The 18,531-nt window shown below is 28.3% G+C and carries 14 protein-coding genes; 8 read left to right on the forward strand and 6 right to left on the reverse strand.

Annotation, left to right across the window (positions count from 1 at the left end; genetic code table 11):
- Nucleotides 1-43 precede the first annotated feature (43 nt).
- Nucleotides 44-1,807, reverse strand: a complete 1,764-nt coding sequence (locus tag X274_RS09925; RefSeq protein ID WP_047266677.1) for an AAA family ATPase — start codon at nucleotides 1,805-1,807, stop codon at nucleotides 44-46.
- A gap of 825 nt (nucleotides 1,808-2,632) precedes the next feature.
- Between X274_RS09925 and X274_RS09930 the strand changes: the two genes are divergently transcribed.
- Genes X274_RS09930 through X274_RS09965 form a run of 8 tightly spaced genes read left to right on the forward strand, consistent with a single transcriptional unit; the run spans nucleotide 2,633 to nucleotide 13,304 of the window.
- Entirely contained in the window at nucleotides 2,633-2,968 is a 336-nt protein-coding gene (locus tag X274_RS09930) for a L7Ae/L30e/S12e/Gadd45 family ribosomal protein (RefSeq protein WP_047266678.1), read from the forward strand.
- The gene (gene infB, locus X274_RS09935) at nucleotides 2,961-5,120 is read left to right on the forward strand and encodes a translation initiation factor IF-2 (protein WP_047266679.1); all 2,160 of its coding nucleotides are present in this window, start codon (nucleotides 2,961-2,963) and stop codon (nucleotides 5,118-5,120) included. The genes X274_RS09930 and infB overlap by 8 nt, the downstream gene beginning before the upstream one ends.
- A gap of 57 nt (nucleotides 5,121-5,177) precedes the next feature.
- Nucleotides 5,178-6,458, forward strand: a complete 1,281-nt coding sequence (locus X274_RS09940) for a DegT/DnrJ/EryC1/StrS family aminotransferase (protein WP_047266680.1) — start codon at nucleotides 5,178-5,180, stop codon at nucleotides 6,456-6,458.
- An 8-nt stretch (nucleotides 6,459-6,466) separates the two neighbouring features.
- Complete coding sequence (locus X274_RS09945) at nucleotides 6,467-8,308, forward strand: nucleoside-diphosphate sugar epimerase/dehydratase (RefSeq protein WP_047266681.1); 1,842 nt, start codon at nucleotides 6,467-6,469, stop codon at nucleotides 8,306-8,308.
- Between the two features lie 13 nt (nucleotides 8,309-8,321).
- On the forward strand, nucleotides 8,322-9,227 hold the full coding sequence (locus X274_RS09950; protein WP_047266682.1) for a glycosyltransferase family 4 protein: 906 nt from the start codon (nucleotides 8,322-8,324) through the stop codon (nucleotides 9,225-9,227).
- A gap of 12 nt (nucleotides 9,228-9,239) precedes the next feature.
- On the forward strand, nucleotides 9,240-10,436 hold the full coding sequence (locus X274_RS09955; protein WP_047266683.1) for a hypothetical protein: 1,197 nt from the start codon (nucleotides 9,240-9,242) through the stop codon (nucleotides 10,434-10,436).
- A gap of 54 nt (nucleotides 10,437-10,490) precedes the next feature.
- Nucleotides 10,491-12,161, forward strand: a complete 1,671-nt coding sequence (locus tag X274_RS09960; protein ID WP_047266684.1) for a phosphoenolpyruvate carboxykinase (ATP) — start codon at nucleotides 10,491-10,493, stop codon at nucleotides 12,159-12,161.
- Nucleotides 12,162-13,304 (forward strand): MFS transporter, encoded by a 1,143-nt coding sequence (locus X274_RS09965; protein WP_047266685.1) that lies wholly within the window; start codon nucleotides 12,162-12,164, stop codon nucleotides 13,302-13,304.
- Between the two features lie 40 nt (nucleotides 13,305-13,344).
- Here X274_RS09965 and sufU read toward each other — a convergent pair whose 3' ends face one another.
- The 5 genes from sufU to sufC form a co-directional block, all read right to left on the reverse strand.
- Nucleotides 13,345-13,767, reverse strand: a complete 423-nt coding sequence (sufU, locus tag X274_RS09970) for a Fe-S cluster assembly sulfur transfer protein SufU (RefSeq protein WP_047266686.1) — start codon at nucleotides 13,765-13,767, stop codon at nucleotides 13,345-13,347.
- Nucleotides 13,764-14,978 carry an aminotransferase class V-fold PLP-dependent enzyme gene (locus X274_RS09975; RefSeq protein WP_231580409.1) on the reverse strand — a complete coding sequence of 405 codons (1,215 nt, stop codon included), beginning with the start codon at nucleotides 14,976-14,978 and terminating at the stop codon, nucleotides 13,764-13,766. Before X274_RS09975 ends, sufU begins: the two co-directional genes overlap by 4 nt.
- Complete coding sequence (locus tag X274_RS09980; protein WP_047266687.1) at nucleotides 14,932-16,158, reverse strand: SufD family Fe-S cluster assembly protein; 1,227 nt, start codon at nucleotides 16,156-16,158, stop codon at nucleotides 14,932-14,934. The genes X274_RS09975 and X274_RS09980 overlap by 47 nt, the downstream gene beginning before the upstream one ends.
- Nucleotides 16,159-16,295: 137 nt before the next feature.
- A complete protein-coding gene (gene sufB / locus X274_RS09985; RefSeq protein WP_047266688.1) occupies nucleotides 16,296-17,711 on the reverse strand; it encodes a Fe-S cluster assembly protein SufB in 1,416 nt (471 codons plus the stop codon).
- Between the two features lies 1 nt (nucleotide 17,712).
- Nucleotides 17,713-18,483, reverse strand: a complete 771-nt coding sequence (gene sufC / locus X274_RS09990) for a Fe-S cluster assembly ATPase SufC (protein ID WP_047266689.1) — start codon at nucleotides 18,481-18,483, stop codon at nucleotides 17,713-17,715.
- Nucleotides 18,484-18,531: the final 48 nt, after the last annotated feature.

The following is an 18,531-nucleotide window of genomic DNA, read 5'->3' on the forward strand; positions in this document are numbered from 1 at the left end:
ATTTTGAGGTTTCACTTATTTTACAAAATTTTTTATATTATACTTATTTTACTTCCTCAATATATTTCGCTTTTTTACCAACAAAAACAATTATATACTTTTTCATTGTTTCATTTTTTGTATTTAATTCATATGATTTCTTGTATTTTTCTATTTGTTCTTTTGCCTGTTTTATTTTCCTTTTTAATTTTTCTTCTGTGTATTCTTTTTGTTTTATGTATTTTACTTCTATTATCGCTTCATATGGCACTTCTTCATATCTTTTGAACATTGCTATGTCTATATACCCATTTTCTACTGGATATTCCATTTTTACCATTGCATATGGCGTTAGTATTAGATAACTATACATTATTGCTTTTATGTATTTTTCATCTAATCCCATGAATATTCTGTTGTCCATTTTGCTTAGTAGGTTTTCTATTTCTTTGGCAAATGGCTCTATTTTTCCATCTTCTAATATCGTTATTATTGCATTTTCTATTTCATCTGTGTCTATATATTCTGTTAGCCTTTCTTCTATGTATTCTGTGAAGTATTCTGAGAATATTTTTTTCATTGAATAATTTGGTATTTTTAAATATGTCCTTAATCCTTCTTTTTCAAATGTCATAAACCCAAGATAGAATAATAATGATTTTATATCTTTTATTTCTATCCTTTTTCCTGGGTTGAACATTGTTGTGAGTTCTGGTAATGTTGTTCTTCCTGTTAATAGTATTTCATTTAGTAATTTCCCTATTATTTTTTTTGGACTTTCTTTTGCTTCTTGTTTTTCTTTTTCTGTTAGTTCTTTTTTGTTGTTTTTGTCTATTTTTACTCCAAGCAATTCACCAAGACTAAATAAATTCTGTACTTTTTTGTAATCGCTCATTATGTTGTCATCTATTATTTTTTCTGGTGGTTTTTTTTCTGAAAAATATTCTGTTATAAAATAAAATACCATGTCAGGATTATATACTTTTTCTTTTGCGTTTATGTTGAATATATATCCATTATAATTTTCCTGCATTTCTTTTAATAATTTTTCTGAATATATGCCATAATATTCCAATAATTCTTTTACTTCTTCTTCTTTGAATCCAAGCATCTCGTTGAATTTTATATCTATTGTTTTATTTTTAGTTATATTAAATCCACTGGTTAATGAATCCAACATTATTGGGCTTACTCCTGTCATAAACAGCCTTTCTATTATTGTTTTTGTTCCTTTTTTTATTTCTTCATAGAATTTCCTTACAAATCCATGTTTTGTTACACTGTCTTTGAATAAATCAAGGTTAAAACTCAATAGTTCATTTGCAAAGTGATCATATTCGTCTATTAATAAGTATATTGGTTTGCTTATTTCATTCTTTATTCCGTCAAGAAATGAGCCAAGAATATCTGCTGGTTCTGTTAGTTCTTTTTCTATTTTAGTTTTTATTTTATATTCATATTTAAAATTGTCAAGAGAACGTATAACTTTATTTTTAAAACTCTTTATTAATTTTTCTTTATTTTCTGTTTGTATTCCAGAAAAGTCCATATACAAGATATAATAACTGTTTTTTAATGGCGTTGGATTTTTTCCTATGTATAAGTCTTTAAATAATTCTTCAAATTTCTCTGCATAATTGACATCATAATACTTTGCAATTGTATCTAAGAACAATGTTTTTCCAAATTTCCTTGGCCTTAAAAACACTATATTAGTTTCATTCAATGATTCTAATTTTTCTATATATTCTGTTCTATCTATGTAATAATAATTCTGCATTATTACCCATTCAAAATTTTGTTTTCCATATGGTATTTTTTTTCTCATGGCTCACCTCCGGTGTTACACGCTTACAGCGGGTTATAGGTTAAAGATTTAAAATTTTAAAATTAAAACTTTTCAATATTTTCAAAGAAAATACTCATACCTTCAGTAAAGATTAGGATAAAATCATTTTATTTTAAAAAATAAATTCTTAAAATATTTGCAAAGCAAATATTTTCGCTTACAGCGGGTTATAGGATTAAAAATAGATATTAATAAAAAACATCTGAATATTTGCTTGGCAAATATTCACGCTTCCGCTGGTAATTTGATGTCTATATCTATTATATCATAATTATTCTATCCCCATCTTTATAATAATATCTTTATTAGACATTCTAATCTTTATTTTAAAAACTCTATCTTAATGTTCATATGAATTTAAAATATTGGTTTAGAATAATAAAACTCAAATTGGAATTTTGATTGATGATATTTTTAAAATAGTGTTTCCAAAATACAGCTTATCTTTAATATTCATTATAGGAATTATTTTGTTTCTCAAATTAATAACCCCTTTCTATTTTATTTGCTATTTCAAAGGCCTTTTTCAGCTTTTCTTAGAAAATCAAGTTGAAGATAGAAGAATATAAAAAATAAAAATTATTATTTAGACATCGTAATTATTATTTTTTCGAAGCAAAATATGTTAGAGTTAATGAATGAAAGACATTTTTTAACCGCTTACAGCAGTTAAACGGTATTCTATTTTATAGCTATTCCTTTGTTAAGGATTTGTTATTTAATTTCTATGATATAATGAACATTTCTTTATTCCTGTTTTATATGTTATAATTATTTTGAAAAGTGAGAATTGGGGGTAAAGAAATGAATGAACAAAAGATCGTAAATTTATTAGGTTTTGCTGCTCGAATGCGAAAAATAATTTTTGGAAAAGATAATATAAGAGAATATATTAGAAATCCAAAGAGAAAATCAAAATTTATTATTATAGCTTCAGATGTTGGTGAATCAATAAAAGAAGAGACTATAAAAAAATGTAAGACATATAAAGTCCCTTATGTTTTATTAAAAAACTTTTCTAAAATAGATTTAGGAAAATCTCTTGGTAAAGAGGAAATTAGCGTGGTAGGTGTGTTAGATGAAAATATAGTTAAAGGAATTAAGGATGTAGTGAATGCTGGAGGTGATTCAATTGTCTAAGACGCGGGTATATCAATTAGCTAAAGAATTGGGATTTCAGGCTAAAGATTTTTTAGAAGAATTAAAAGACTTAGGATACAATTTAAAAAGCCATATGTCTTCATTGGAAGATGAAGATGTTAAAACAATAAAAGAATACTATAAAGAGAAATTAAATGAAAATAAGAAAAAAGAAGAAATAAAAAAAGAGGAGTTCAAAAAAGAAGAAGTTAAAAAAGAAAGCAAATTTGATAAAAAAGATAAACATAAAAAAAATGATAAAAAACATATTCAGAAAAAATCAAAAAATGAAAAGGCAAAATATAAAGAACAAAAGAAAGATGATGATGAAATAAAAGAAATAAAAATTAAAAAATCTGAGTTAAAATTAGATATATTAGCTCAAAAGTTGGGAAAAGGGCAAAATGATATTATAAAAGAATTTTTTATGAAAGGTAAGGTCTTAAGACCTGGTCAAGCATTAACAGAAGATCAGGCAGAAGAAATCGCTATGATGTTTAATGCATTATTGGAAATAACTGAAGAAAAGATTGAGAATCAGAAGAAACACTCGGACAAAGTAGATCCAGAAGAAGTTTTGAAAGAAAGATGGGCGAAATTATATGAGGAAAAGGAAGATAAACTCATAGAAAGAGCTCCAGTTGTTACTATTATGGGACATGTTGACCACGGTAAAACCACATTGCTTGATAATATAAGAAATACAAAAGTTGCTGAAAAAGAAGCTGGTGGTATTACACAATCTATAGGTGCTTATCAGGTTAATTATGAAGGTAAAAAAATAACATTTATTGATACCCCTGGACACGAAGCTTTTACAGAAATGAGAGCAAGAGGAGCGCAGGCTACAGACATAGTTGTTTTAATAATTGCGGCAGATGACGGAGTAATGCCTCAAACAATAGAAGCATATAACCATGCAAAAAATGCAAATGTGCCAATAATTGTAGCTATTAACAAAATAGATAAACCAAATGCAAATATAGATTTAACAAAACAACAAATGGTTGCAAAATTAAATCTAATACCTGAAGATTGGGGCGGCGACACAATAACTGTGCCAATTTCTGCAAAAGCCGGTCAGGGAATAGATGAACTATTGGAAATGATATTGCTCGTTTCAGAAATGCAGGAAATAAAATGCTATCCTGAAGGTTTAGCTCGTGGGGTTATTATAGAAAGTAAATTGGATAAGTTTTTAGGACCAGTTGCAACAACTATAATAAAAGATGGAAAATTAAAAGTTGGAGATTATTTTGTTGCTGGTAGTACCTTTGGAAAGGTTAGAAGAATGATAGATCCAAATGGTAAGAATGTCAAAGTTGCCGGACCTTCAGATCCAGTTCAAATATTAGGTTTTGAAGAAGTCCCTGATATGCATTCAATATTATATGGAGTAAAAACTCTACATGAAGCAAGAGAATATGTTGAAAAGAAAAAGGTTCTTGAGGAAAAAGTTGTTCAAAAAAGGCACATAAGACTTGAAGACGCTTTGAGAATGATGAGAGAAGATGGGGAACAAAAAACATTAAATATAATTTTGAAAGCTGATACATTTGGTTCATTAGAAGCTTTAAAGAATGCTATTGCAAAACTTAAAAATCCTGAAATAGAATTGCAGGTTATTCATGGTGGAATTGGTGCAATAACAAAAAGTGATATTATGCTTGCAACAGCCTCTGATGCCGTTGTTTTAGGATTTAGAGTAAAAGCAGATAGTGGAGCGGTAAAATATGCAGAACATGAAAATATACAAATCAAAAAATACGATATTATATTTAATCTAATAGATGATTTAAAGAAGGCCTTACAGGGAATGTTAGAACCTGAGGAAAAAGAAGAAATTACAGGTTTTGGTGAAGTAAAGCAGGTATTTAAAATAAAAAAAGTTGGAAATATAGCTGGGATACAATTAAAGGAAGGTTATGTTGAAAGAGACGGTGGGGTTAGATTATACAGACAGGGTAAATTGGTTTATGATGGTAAAATAGAATCATTAAGACACTATAAGGATGAAGTAAAGAGAATAGATGCTCCAAAGGAATGTGGTATAAAAATACTGAATTTTGATGATATTAACGATGGCGATGAAATGGAATTTTATAAATTTATTCAGGTGGAAAGAACTCTGGAATTTGGAAAAGATGAATAATAAATATCTTTAAAAAAGCTCGCTTTTAGCGAGCTTATTAATATAGGGGTGAGTGTTTTGAGTAATTCCTTAACTGTTCCACTTTCTTCTGCTAGTTTAACAGATGCAGAAAAAAGGATAATAAATAAAATCTTTGATAGAAAACGTCTTGCACTTGGATCTTACTTGAATAAATTTGAGGAAATTATGAAAAATTATTTTAAAGTTAAAGAAGCAATAGCAGTTAATAGCGGAACATCAGCCTTGCATCTTATTTTAAAAGCTTTGAATATCAAAGAAAATAATGGTATGATTGTTACACCATTTACATTTATTGCTTCTGCAAATGTAGCGCTATTTGAAAGAGCACATCCTGTATTTATTGATATAGACCCATATAATTATAATATTGATCTTGATAAAATAGAAGAGTCCATAAAAGATTCCAATCATCCAATATATAGGCGAATAAATAAACTTAATGATATTAATTTTTTTATGGGTGTTGATATATTCGGGCAACCAATAGACTGGGATAAAGCTCTTGTGTTATGTAAAAAAAATAATTGGAAAGTCATCGAGGATTCATGCGAGGCGATAGGTGCAAAATACAAGGGAAAATATGCAGGGACATTTGGTGAAGCGGGAACATTTGCATTTTATCCAAATAAACAAATTACTACAGGTGAAGGCGGTATGATTGTTACGGATAATTTCGAATTAGCAAAATTATGCCGTTCTATGGCAAATCAGGGAAGAGGAGATTCTGAAGAATGGCTGGAGCATGTAAGATTGGGATATAATTATAGAATGGATGAACTTTCAGCAGGGCTTGGATATATTCAGATGAAAAGATTGGATGAAATACTGGAAAAAAGAGAACAGGTTGCAAAAAATTATTATCAGTTATTTAAAGACGATAACAGAGTAATTTTACCTAAAATAGAAGAATATACAACAAAGATGAGTTGGTTTGTTTTTGTTGTAAGATTATCAATTGATTGGATTTCTGAATTTATTGATATTCCAGAATATGTAAAAAACGGAAATATACCTTTATATATAGATGTTGAGGATAGGAAAAATTGGGGAAATTTATTAAAAGAAATAAAAAGTATTACTTATGATGTAATAAGCAGACTTAACATGAAAGGAATTCAATCCAAAAATTATTTTTCTCCTGTACACTTACAAAAATTTTATAGAGAATTATATGGTTATGAAGAAGGTGATTATCCGGTTACAGAACTGATATCATCATTAACTATAGCAATACCATTTTATACGGATTTAACAATTGATAAACAAAGATATGTAGTACAAATGCTAAAAAAAATACTGAATGAGTTTAAAAAGTAGGGGAGAAAATGAAAAAGAAAATAGAATTAATGACAATAGATTATATAATTTTTCTTTTAAGTTATTTTATAGCATTATTTTTTAGATTTCAAACAGATTTTATTGAAATGCAAAAATATATATATCCCGTTATACTTTTTCCAATTATTATGGTTCTGGTAATGTATTATCATAGAATATATGATCATATATGGCGTTTTGCCACATTAAAAGAAATAAAACCCATCATTTATTCCTCGTTTTCAGGATATTTATTGAACTTTTTGATTATAGAAGCATTAAGAAGATTATGGTTTTATAATCTTGTAATACCCATTACTGTTGGTTTTATAACTGCATTACTGGGAGCTTTATTAATTATTTTCAGTAGAGTTTGGTGGTTTTCAAAGCAACGGAATAACAACACTCAAAATAATTCAAATAAAAAGATAATTATAATAGGAGCTGGTGAAGCTGGAGTTGAACTTTTAGACGAATTTTTAAGACATCCTGAATATGGAAAAGTTATTGGTTTTTTAGATGATGATGAATCAAAGGTTGGTAGAAAAATAAGAAATATAAATGTACTTGGAAAAACCGATGAAGTAATGTCTGTTGTAAAAAAATTTGAAATCAATGAAGTAATTATAGCCATACCTTCTGCTACATCCGAGCAATTAAAAAATATAATAGATAGAATAGACACTAAAAATGTTAGATTAAAAACATTACCAGGAATTTTTGAAATACTAAATAATAAAATATCACTTGGTTTCTTAAGAGATGTAAATATAGAAGATTTATTGGGAAGAAAGGAAATAAAAGTAAATTTTGAAGAAATAAAGTATTATATAACGGGTAAAAACGTTCTTATCACCGGAGCAGGAGGAAGTATCGGATCAGAAATCTGCAGACAGATTGCAGCATTTAATCCTGAAAATTTGCTAATCTTAGGACGTGGAGAAAATAGTATTTTTCATATATCAAAAGAACTTAAAGAAAAGTTTCCGAACTTAAAAATAGTAGAAATTATAAGTGATGTAACTAATGAATATAGGATAAAACATATATTTAATAGATTTAATATTGATGTTGTGTTTCATGCTGCAGCACACAAACATGTTCCTTTAATGGAAAAAAATCCTTCAGAAGCATTCAGGGTTAATGCATATGGAACATATATACTTGCTAAAAATGCTATAGAAAATGGAGTAAAACGCTTTATTTTTATATCAACAGATAAAGCAATTAATCCAACATCAATAATGGGAAGTTCAAAAAGATTTGGAGAAATAATAATCAGATCTATAGCAAGATATTCTGATACAAAATTTGGAATTGTGAGATTTGGAAACGTTTTAGGAAGTAGAGGGAGTGTTGTTCCTATATTCAAAGAACAGATAGAAAAGGGCGGACCGGTTACAGTAACACACCCTGAAATGAAAAGATATTTTATGACAATTCCTGAGGCGGTTGCATTAGTACTGCAGGCTGGAGCCTTTTCAAATAAAGGTGAAGTATTTGTTTTAAATATGGGAGAGCCTGTATTGATAGATAAATTGGCAAAGGATATGATAAAACTTTCAGGGTATATTCCTGATCAGGATATAGAAATTGTGTATACTGGTATTCGTCCAGGAGAAAAATTATATGAAGAATTGTTTTTAGATTCTGAAGAATTCTTAAAAACAAAAAATGAAAGAATATTTATACTAAAAGAAAACAATATATTAAATAACTCGGAATTGATAAAACTTATCGGAGATATAGTAAAAATATTTGAAGAAAATGATTTTAAAATGGCAAATAGATTGATAAAAACCTATATACCAGAAGCAACATCTGAAATAAAATATGATATAGCTTATTGATAAGAGGTGTGAAATGTTGTACTTAACTGTTTTTTTATTATCTGTAGCAATTACCTATATTATGATACCTGTTGCAAAAAAATTCGATATCGTGGATAAACCAGATGAAAACTTAAAAATACATCAAAAAGTTACACCGTATCTTGGAGGAGTATCTATATATTTATCAAGTATATGGTTTATAAAAGATATTAGATTTATTATTTTTGGAACATTGATGCTAATTTTGGGATTAATGGATGATATATATAATGTTTCTCCAAAATTCAGATTGTTTAGCGAGCTTATAGGAATTGTATTGACATTGATACCTTTTTATAACTCTATTGGTGTAATATATTTTATTATATTGACGATACTTGGAGTTACTTTAATAAATGCTGTTAATATGATAGATGGTATGGATGGGATTTGCGGAGGAAATACACTATTTGTTATATTATTTTTAAGTATAATTTCAAAACATTTTGATTACGTATATATAGTTATGGCTATTATTGGCTTTTTACTATTTAATTTTTATCCCGCAAAAATTTTTCTTGGTGATGCAGGTTCGTACTTTTTAGGATATACTATATTCTATTTAACTGTTATAATGGTTTCAAATCATGGTTTTGGCGGTTTTGCAATTTCTGTAATAGTTTCAACGTTATTTTATACAGATATATTTTTCAGTTTTTTGAGACGAGTCCTGAACAATCGCTCACCATTTTCTGGAGATAGGGATCATATTTATGATAAAATAAAAAGAAAGTATAATACCACTATAAAAAAAACTGCAATAATTACATATATTTTTTCATTTTTATTTGGTATAATTGGAATTATAAGTTGGGATTACCCTTATGTTGGATTAGGATTGGCAATAATCGAATTTTTATTTTTAGGAATATACCTAAAATTATATTCCTATAATTAATGGAGGGAAAATATGGCCTTATTAAAAGGTATAGATGGATCGTATTTTGAATTATATCCAAAGGTTATAAAGAAATTCTGGTTCGCAGATTCTATTGATGATGATGTAGAAGAAAAATATATATTTGAAATAAAAGCCAAAACAGGTAATTTTATATGGAAACCTGATGAATTTAGTGTTGAAATATCTAATTCAATAGATGTGGAGCTGGAATATATTCCAACACTTTTAACGATTTTTAGATTAAACAAATATTTTAATAGCAGAATGAAAACCATGTTTTCATTTATTTCAACGGATTCATTAATGCTTACTGAGAATATAATAAATCAAGAATTAATGGTTTATACAATAAATGAAAGTGTGGACTTTTCCGCCATTTATATAAATAAAATTGGCAGATATTATGAACATCATTTTATATTTTCAAGATATGATTATCAAAGTGTATTTGATATAAATATTAAAACAACCATGACTGAAATAAAAAAGTTTTATAAATCATTGATAGGTGAATTTAATAAATTCAGATTAAATGTATTACCTGAAATTATAAATCAGGAAGCATTTTTAAAACACGTATCTGAAAGAATAAAGATTGTTGGTTATAATGAATTAAAAAATATTGAAGATAATATCTTTCAATTATATAATATTAATAATTTATCCCAGAGCATGTCACTTAACAATCCTGAAGAATCTTTAAAAACATTCACAAACTTTATAGCAGAAATGAAAAAACAAAAGAAAGATAATGATGATATCGATATAGAAATATTTATGGAAGATGATGAAAACAGTGATGAAAACGAAACATTATGGGAAATAATAGATGAAATCGAAGAAGAAATACGAAACATGCTCGATGAAAGTGAATATGAAAATGATTATACGTTAAGCCGTGAAGAAAAATTAGAAAGCATATATATTGAAATACAAAAAAGCTATGAAGTGTTTAATAAAAAAGTTTTGGACGATGATGAAGAAAAAAAAGAAGAAAAATTATTAAAAAGTTTAATTCTGATTTATGGTATAGAAACTATTTATGAACTAAAGGATAAACTTAAAGCTGATTTTAAAAAGATAAATTTGGAATATTATATTGAAGAATATTTGAAAAATTCTGATGAAGGAATGATTATGGAGTATAAAAAATGGTATAAAAAACTGATGAAAAAAATAGGAAAAAACTTAAATCAAATAGCATAAAAAACAACATAAATATTTTTTTATTTTATTTTTCGAATCAGGAGGTATTTAGAATTGGCAACAAAAAGTTTTTTTACCAGAGATGAAATATCATATAAAAATCCAATATTTTCAAAAATAAGAACTACCATCGAAACTGCTTTTTATGGAAATAATGTAATAAAGGTTGATTCTCCTAAAGAAGCTTACAAGCTGGCTAAAAATTCACCTGGAACAATTGTTACAGATATTAATGTTTACAAACCAGAATTATTGGCCCTTGATGAAGGAACAAAAATATTGATATTTAATGATGGTGCAATTACAGGAAGATATGCTGCAGGAAGAAAAATAATTGGAGAACCTGGTGTTGACGAAGAAAAATATGCAGAAATAATTAGAGAAGCTGTTTATAAAACAAGATTTAAAAAAATGTACCATGCTATATCCTTTACAGGATTACATGAAGATTTTATAGTTAAAAACCATTTGCTAATACCGGAAGGACATGAGAATATTTTATATAATTGGTTATTGAATTTTCAACCATTAACCGTTGACTTTATAAAAATTTATGAAAAATCCAGAGTCCTGAATGAAGGCGATATATATATTTTTTCTGATCCTGATTGGAAACATCCTGATTTCCCGTTGGGATTATCTTTTTTTGATCCACAACATAATTGTGCTGCAATATTGGGGATGAGATATTTTGGAGAATTTAAAAAAGGAACTTTAACTCTTGGATGGGGAACTGCTAATAGGAATGGTTATGCATCATGTCATGGAGGGCTAAAAAAATATACCCTAAAAGATAATGAAAATTATGTTGCTGCATTTTTTGGACTGTCTGGTTCAGGAAAGTCTACACTAACTCATGCAAAACATAATGGTAAATATGATATAACCGTTTTACATGACGATGCTTTTATAATTTCAATGGCCGATGGATCAACAATATCGTTAGAACCTTCATATTTTGATAAAACGGCTGATTACCCTGCAAATTCTGAGGATAACAAATATCTTTTAACTATACAAAATTGTGGAGCAACATTAGATGAGGAAGGAAGAATAATTCCAGTAACAGAAGATATAAGAAATGGTAATGGTCGAGCATTAAAATCAAAATTGTGGTCTCCAAACAGGGTATATAAAATAGAAGAGTCTATAAATGCTATATTCTGGTTGATGAAAGATCCGGTATTACCACCTATAGTAAAAATAAATGATCCAATATTGGCGTCAACTCTTGGAGCAACATTGGCCACCAAGAGAACATCTGCAGAAAAATTAGCTGAAGGAATTGACCCCGATGCTCTTGTATTTGAACCATATGCCAATCCATTTAGAACATATGCGTTATCTGAAGATTATTACAGCTTTAAAAAATTATTTGAAAAAGGTATACAATGTTATATACTAAACACAGGATATTTTATGGATAGAAAAATTACAAAAGAGATAACCTTATCTGTTATAGAACAAGTAGTAGAAGGGAAAGCAGAATTTAAAAAATGGGCAAATGGAATGGAAATAATGGAGGTTGATGGATTTATACCGGATATGAGCGATAAAAACTATATTTTAAATTTTGTAAGTTCAATGAAAAAAAGACTTGAGTTTATAAAATCTCGGGAAACAGAAAGAGGCGGAATAGATAAATTGCCTTTTGAGTGCGGTGAAACAATAGAAAATTTAATTAATATATGTAAAAAAAATAAAAAAGAGTTATTGGAGGCATAAATGGAACCATTAGCAATATATATAACATTTACCAATTTTTTTACAAGTTTCTTTAAATCTTATTTTAAACCTTTAATTCCATTTTTTATGGAGTATTTTAATGTAAATGAACCAAAAATTTTTGTAATGATGGCATCGATTTTAACACTGGTGTCCTCTTTCAGTCAAATTTTTTTTGGATATATTGCCGATAAATCAAATAAAAAACTCGCTTTTTTATATTTATCAGTACTAATAACAATGGTTCCTATATTATTTTTAGGTTATATAAAGTCGATATGGCTTTTATTTGTAATATTTCTAATTGGATATCTTGGAAGTGCTGCTCAAGAACCTCTTGGAGCAGGTATTAGTGGAACTATTGGAAAAGAAAAGAGTACTACACTCGCTATTTATATGGTAGGCGGAACATTTGGATATGCACTGGGTCCTATATTCATAACCTTTTTTGTCAGTCACTATAATTTGAAAAATGCTACATATATTGGAATTATCGGAATTCTAATTTATACAGTATTATTCTACTTCGCATATAATTATTTCAAAACTCATAAACATTTAAAACCCAAAAATAAAAAAACAAAATTTTTTGAAAGTTTTAGAGGTTTTAAATATATTGCTCCTATATGGTTTTTAACCATACATAGAGCTTTTATTAGCATAATGTTTAGATCATATGTTCCAATAAAATCTAGAATGCTTGGATATGATCTGACAATAGGAGGACTTTTAGTAACATTAGGATTTCTTGCAGGAACATTTTCAAATTTATTAGGTGCTAAATTAGAGGAAAAAAAAGGAGTTAAATTTATAAATCTATTATATTTTTCTGCTTTTTCCATACTGGTATTTTTATTTTCAGCTTCTGAAAACATATGGATACTTGCAATTTCATACATTCTGGCTGATGCATTTATGTTTTTAACTATGTCAGTAAATGTTCATTATGCACAACAATTATTACCTGAAAATAAAAGCTTTGCATCAGGAGCATTAATGGGATTTACAAGAGCAATGGGAAATGTCTTGATCACAATATATTCGTTCTTTTTTGGAAACAATGTAGGATTTATTTTTAATAGCCTATGGATATTCGGTATTTTTGGAATAATATTAACTTTAACATTAATAAAAAACAAATAATCCCTGATACAGGGATTATTTGTTAATAATAAATAGCTTCTTATTTTATTTCATCTAATGAATTTTCAAGGGTGTGCCAGGCGAGAGTAAAGCATTTTACTCTAACAGGAAATTTTGATATTTCAGAATATACTGAAACATTGCCAACTATCGACTCATCAAATTCATCTCCCTGAGCCATTTTTTCTACTTCTTCTAATATCTTTTCTGCTTCTTCTAAAGTTTTCCCTTCAATTACTTCACACAATAGAGCGGCTGATGATTGGCTTACAATGCATCCATGACCACTAAATTTTGCTTCTTTAATAACTTTATCTTCAACTTTTAAAAATAAAGTTATTTCGTCTCCACACGAAAGATTTTTTCCTTCTTCTTTTATAGTTGCATTTTCTATTTTACCCTGAAATTGTGGATTTCTTGCATAATCCAATATTATATCTGAATATAAATCTTCTAAACTCATGAAAACCACTCCTTGATATATTTTAAGCCATCGATGAATATATCCACTTCTTCTTCTGAATTATAAAAATAAAAACTTGCTCTGCATACTGATTTTGTTCCAAATTGTTTTAAAAGCGGTTGAGCGCATAGGTGCCCACTTCTAACAGCAACTCCAAATTTATCACTTAAAATTTGTGCAACATCATGTGGATGAACATTATCAATATTAAATGATATTATCGATATTCTATTTTCTGGGCCATATAATTTTACAAAATTTAATTCTTTTAATTTCTCTACCGCGTATTTTGTCAATTTTTCAGAATGCATTTTTATTGTATCTATTCCTATTTCATTAATATAATCTATAGCAGCTTTCAATCCTACAGCTCCGCCAACATTTGGAGTTCCTGCTTGAAATTTTTCTGGTAGTTCCGCAAAATCTGTTTCTTCCATACTTACCCAGTTAATCATTTCACCTCCATAATGAAATGGGGGTAATTTTTTTAACAATCTTTTCTTTCCATAAAATATTCCTATTCCCATAGGACCTAACATTTTATGACCAGAGAATGAAAGAAAATCTACATCTAATTCACTAACATCGACTCCTAAATGTGGAACCAACTGTGCTCCATCAACATGAACTAAGATATCTCTTTTATGCGCAAATTCTATAATCTCTTTTATTGGTATTATTTGACCTGTTACATTTGAAAGACCTGTAATACTAATTAGTTTTGTGTTTTCGTTCACGTGTTTTAGAAACTCTTCTAATACAAAAATACCTTTTTCAGGATTATAGTATCGTACAAAAAAACCAAATGTCTTTGATAATTGTTGCCATGGAACAAAATTAGAATGGTGTTCAATAGTAGTAATTAAAATTTCTTTGTTATCAAGCCATCCGCTTTTACCTATTGAATATGCAAACAGATTTATAGATTCTGTCGTTCCTCTTGTAAAGATAATTTCATGTGTTTTTGCATTTATAAATTTAGCAACCGTTTTTCTTGAATTTTCATACATTTCTGTTGCTTCATTGGAAAGCAAATGTGCCCCTCTATGCACATTTGCATTATGATAATCATAAAATTCTTTGATTGTATCTGTAACTCTAACAGGTGTTAATGTTGTTGCAGCATTATCAAAATATACTAAATTTTTACTGTTTATTTTTCTTTTAAGAATTGGAAAACTCTCTATCAAATCTTTTTTGTATAACATCATTTAATTCCCCCGCTATCTTAGAATTATATTTATTAATAAAAGATATTGCTGGTTCAAATATTCCTGAAGCAATTTCTTTTTTTGCATCATTTTTACTATATCCTCTGGTCATCATATAATAAAGCTTATCCTCTTCTATGCTTCCAACACTTGCTGCATGACCTGCATTTACTTCGTTTTCATCAACATATAATGATGGATATGCCATAACCTTTGCTTTGTTTGATAATACGAGATTGAAATCCTGTTCTCCTGCGTCTGCATTTTTAGCTCCTTTTTTAATATCCAGATTACCTCTAAAAATAACTCTTGATTCATCCATTAAAACACCATGTCCAAGTATATGTCCAAATGTTTCTGGTGCATAGTATCTTATTAAATAAAACATATCTATAACTTCAGACTCCTGGGAAAGATAATATGGATATACATTTACATTCCCATTTTCCTGAGCCATTCTCACAACTATATGTGGTGCAGTTATTTTTCCACCGATATTTATATCATATAAAGTTAATTTAGCTTTTTTGCCAATATCAAAAAATATATTATCAGTTGAAATATCATTATTATATAAATTAACGTTTATCAATGTTAATTCTGAATTTTCTTTTAATTTCCCCCTTAACGAAGCTATTCTCGAACTACTTCCTTTCGATTTTACAAATCTAATTAATGTTGCTTTGCTGTTTTCCTCCAGATTTATAACTCCCAGATCATATAAAGGATTCTTGTTATCAATTAATGCTTCAAATGCATATATTTCATCTTCTTGATTTTCTTTTGTATGTAAATAATATCCTGCGTTAAAAAAAGTGTCTGTCATTAATAAAAATTTTCTATGTGAACCGTCAAAATCCATTTCTCTTAATATTTCTATTCCATCATTGTCCATATCATTTAAACTAATTAAATTTTCGGAGATCAGCGCATTAAATTCTGAAATATATTTTATTGGATCAAATCCATTTAGTTTTGCTCTTTTCCATTTTGGAAACCCTAATCTTTTATACTCTTCAAATTTATTTATACGAAATTTATTTAATTCTTTATTAGAAAAAAAATTTTTTGCTTCTTCCAATTCTATTATACCATAATCTTTTTCAGAATTTATTTCAGGCACACTCCATTCTGTTGCAAAAAAGTCATTATGATTCAACACTAAAGATTTTTCATACATAAATACACCTCCAATATTATCCCATCAATAAAACAAGTTTTTTATTTCCATAGATCGCTGAACATTCGAGCAAATTAGCTGAACATTCGAGCAAATTAGCTGAATATTCGAGCAAATTAGCTGAATATTCAAAAACCTCATCCAATAGACGACTCTACTTCTAAATTAATTAGCTTATTTAATTCAAGAGCATATTCTAAAGGTAATTCTTTTACAAGCGGTTCTATAAAACCTCTAACTATCATATTTTTTGCATCTATCTCAGATAAACCTCTTGACATTAGATAATATATTTGTTCTTCGGATATTCTTCCGATTTTAGCTTCATGTCCAACGTCAGCATCATCTGTGAATACTTCGATTAATGGAACAGTGTCACTTTTCGATTTATTATCAAGCATTAATGCATTACATTCGACAGATGATTTAGCACCTTTTGCATTTTCTCCTATTTTTACCCAACCTCTATAAAAAGCCCAGCCTCCACCAATACTTATACTTCTTGCATTTATTATTGAACTTGTATAAGGAGCAAGATGAAAAACCTTAGATCCTGTATCTAAATGTTGGTTTGGCCCTGCATAAGTCAAAGTAACTGAACTATTTTTTGCACCTTTACCTCGTAATATAGTCATAGGATACAACATTGTTTTAAAGCTTCCCAATGAACCGGATACCCATTCCATAGAACCTTCTTCATCAACAATTGCACGTTTTGTATTCAGATTATATGTATTTTTACTCCAGTTCTGTATGGTAGAATATTTCATTTTTGCACCCTTCTTTACATATATTTCAACCATACCAGCATGAAGATTTGTTACATTATAAAATGGTGCGGAACAACCTTCAATAAATTCCACTTCCGACCCCTCATCAGCAATTATTAATGTATGCTCCAGCTGACTCATACCTGGATTATTCATTCTGAAATATGCCTGCAATGGAAGAGGAACTTTTACTCCTTTTGGCACATATAAAAAAGAACCTCCGCTCCATAACGCACCATGAAGAGCTGCATATCTATGATTATGTGAAGGAACTAATTTCATAAAATATTCTTTTACCAGATCAGGATATTCTTTTACAGCGCTTTCCATATCAAGAAAGACAACACCTAAATCATTTAATTCTTTCTGTATATGTTGGTACACAACTTCTGAATCATATTGTGCGCCAACTCCAGCTAATGCTTTTCTTTCAGCTTCTGGAATTCCCAATTTCTCAAATGTATCTTTTATTTCTTCAGGAACATCTTCCCATGAAGTTGATTTTTTAGCATCAGGCTTCATATATGCTACTATTTTACTTAAATCCAACTTTCTTATATCAACACCAAAATTAGGTTCATGGTAATTTTCAAATATTTTAAAAGCCTGCAATCTATGTTCTAACATCCATTTTGGTTCATTTTTTGCTTCTGAAATTTCTCTTATTATTTTCTCGTTTAATCCCGGAGGAGTTTTATAAGAATATTTCGCTTCATTTCTAAAATCAAATTTTGATTGATTTATCATCAAATCTTCATAATTTATATCATTTATATCTTTCATATTACCACTCCTTCACTGTATCTACATCAACATATTCACTCAATATATTATAACCCTTTTCTTCTATTTCTTCAGCTAATTTTGCATCGCCAGTATATACAATTTTTCCATCTACATAAACATGAACATAATCTGGTTGTAAATATTTTAATATTCTTTGATAATGTGTAATCATTAAGATACTCATATCATCTTTTTTAAGTTTATTAATAGCATCAGCAACATCACGCAATGCATCTACATCAAGTCCAGAATCGATTTCATCTATAATAACTAATTTCGGTTCCAAAAAGAATAATTGCAATATTTCACTTTTTTTCTTTTCACCACCAGAAAATCCTGTATTTACGTATCTATCTAAAAATTCTGGTTTTATATTTATTTCTTTACATAAATTAATCAATTTTTTATTCAGTTCAATAGGAGATACTTTTTTATCTGGATGCATATGTCTATATGCATTGATTAAAAATTGTCTCATTTTAACTCCTTCAATTTCCTGAGGATGTTGAAAAGTTAAAAATAACCCCATTTTCGCTCTTTCATTTGTGTCTAATTTCAATATATCTTTACCTTCAAATAATATTTCACCATCTATAACTTCAAATTTTGGAGATCCCATGATTACATTTGATAATGTTGATTTGCCCGATCCATTCGGACCCATTAAAACATGTATTTCGCCTGCATTTATATTTAAATTTACCCCTTTTAATATCTCCTTGTTATCTTCTATTACTTTTGCTTTCAAATTTTTCACTTTTAATAACATCTTAATTCCTCCCTTTTTTGTCGTATTTATTCTAATATTATTATACTA

Source organism: Marinitoga sp. 1155, from assembly GCF_001021175.1.
Classification (GTDB): domain Bacteria; phylum Thermotogota; class Thermotogae; order Petrotogales; family Petrotogaceae; genus Marinitoga.

Coding starts and splice junctions, on each gene's coding strand:
- sufB (WP_047266688.1), bottom strand. CDS start 17,711: ATGAAAGATATAAATGATATAAATTATGAAGATTTGATGATAAATCAA.
- X274_RS09945 (WP_047266681.1), top strand. CDS start 6,467: ATGAAAAAGAAAATAGAATTAATGACAATAGATTATATAATTTTTCTT.
- X274_RS09930 (WP_047266678.1), top strand. CDS start 2,633: ATGAATGAACAAAAGATCGTAAATTTATTAGGTTTTGCTGCTCGAATG.
- X274_RS09955 (WP_047266683.1), top strand. CDS start 9,240: ATGGCCTTATTAAAAGGTATAGATGGATCGTATTTTGAATTATATCCA.
- X274_RS09950 (WP_047266682.1), top strand. CDS start 8,322: ATGTTGTACTTAACTGTTTTTTTATTATCTGTAGCAATTACCTATATT.
- sufC (WP_047266689.1), bottom strand. CDS start 18,483: ATGTTATTAAAAGTGAAAAATTTGAAAGCAAAAGTAATAGAAGATAAC.
- X274_RS09925 (WP_047266677.1), bottom strand. CDS start 1,807: ATGAGAAAAAAAATACCATATGGAAAACAAAATTTTGAATGGGTAATA.
- X274_RS09965 (WP_047266685.1), top strand. CDS start 12,162: ATGGAACCATTAGCAATATATATAACATTTACCAATTTTTTTACAAGT.
- sufU (WP_047266686.1), bottom strand. CDS start 13,767: ATGAGTTTAGAAGATTTATATTCAGATATAATATTGGATTATGCAAGA.
- X274_RS09980 (WP_047266687.1), bottom strand. CDS start 16,158: ATGTATGAAAAATCTTTAGTGTTGAATCATAATGACTTTTTTGCAACA.
- X274_RS09975 (WP_231580409.1), bottom strand. CDS start 14,978: ATGATGTTATACAAAAAAGATTTGATAGAGAGTTTTCCAATTCTTAAA.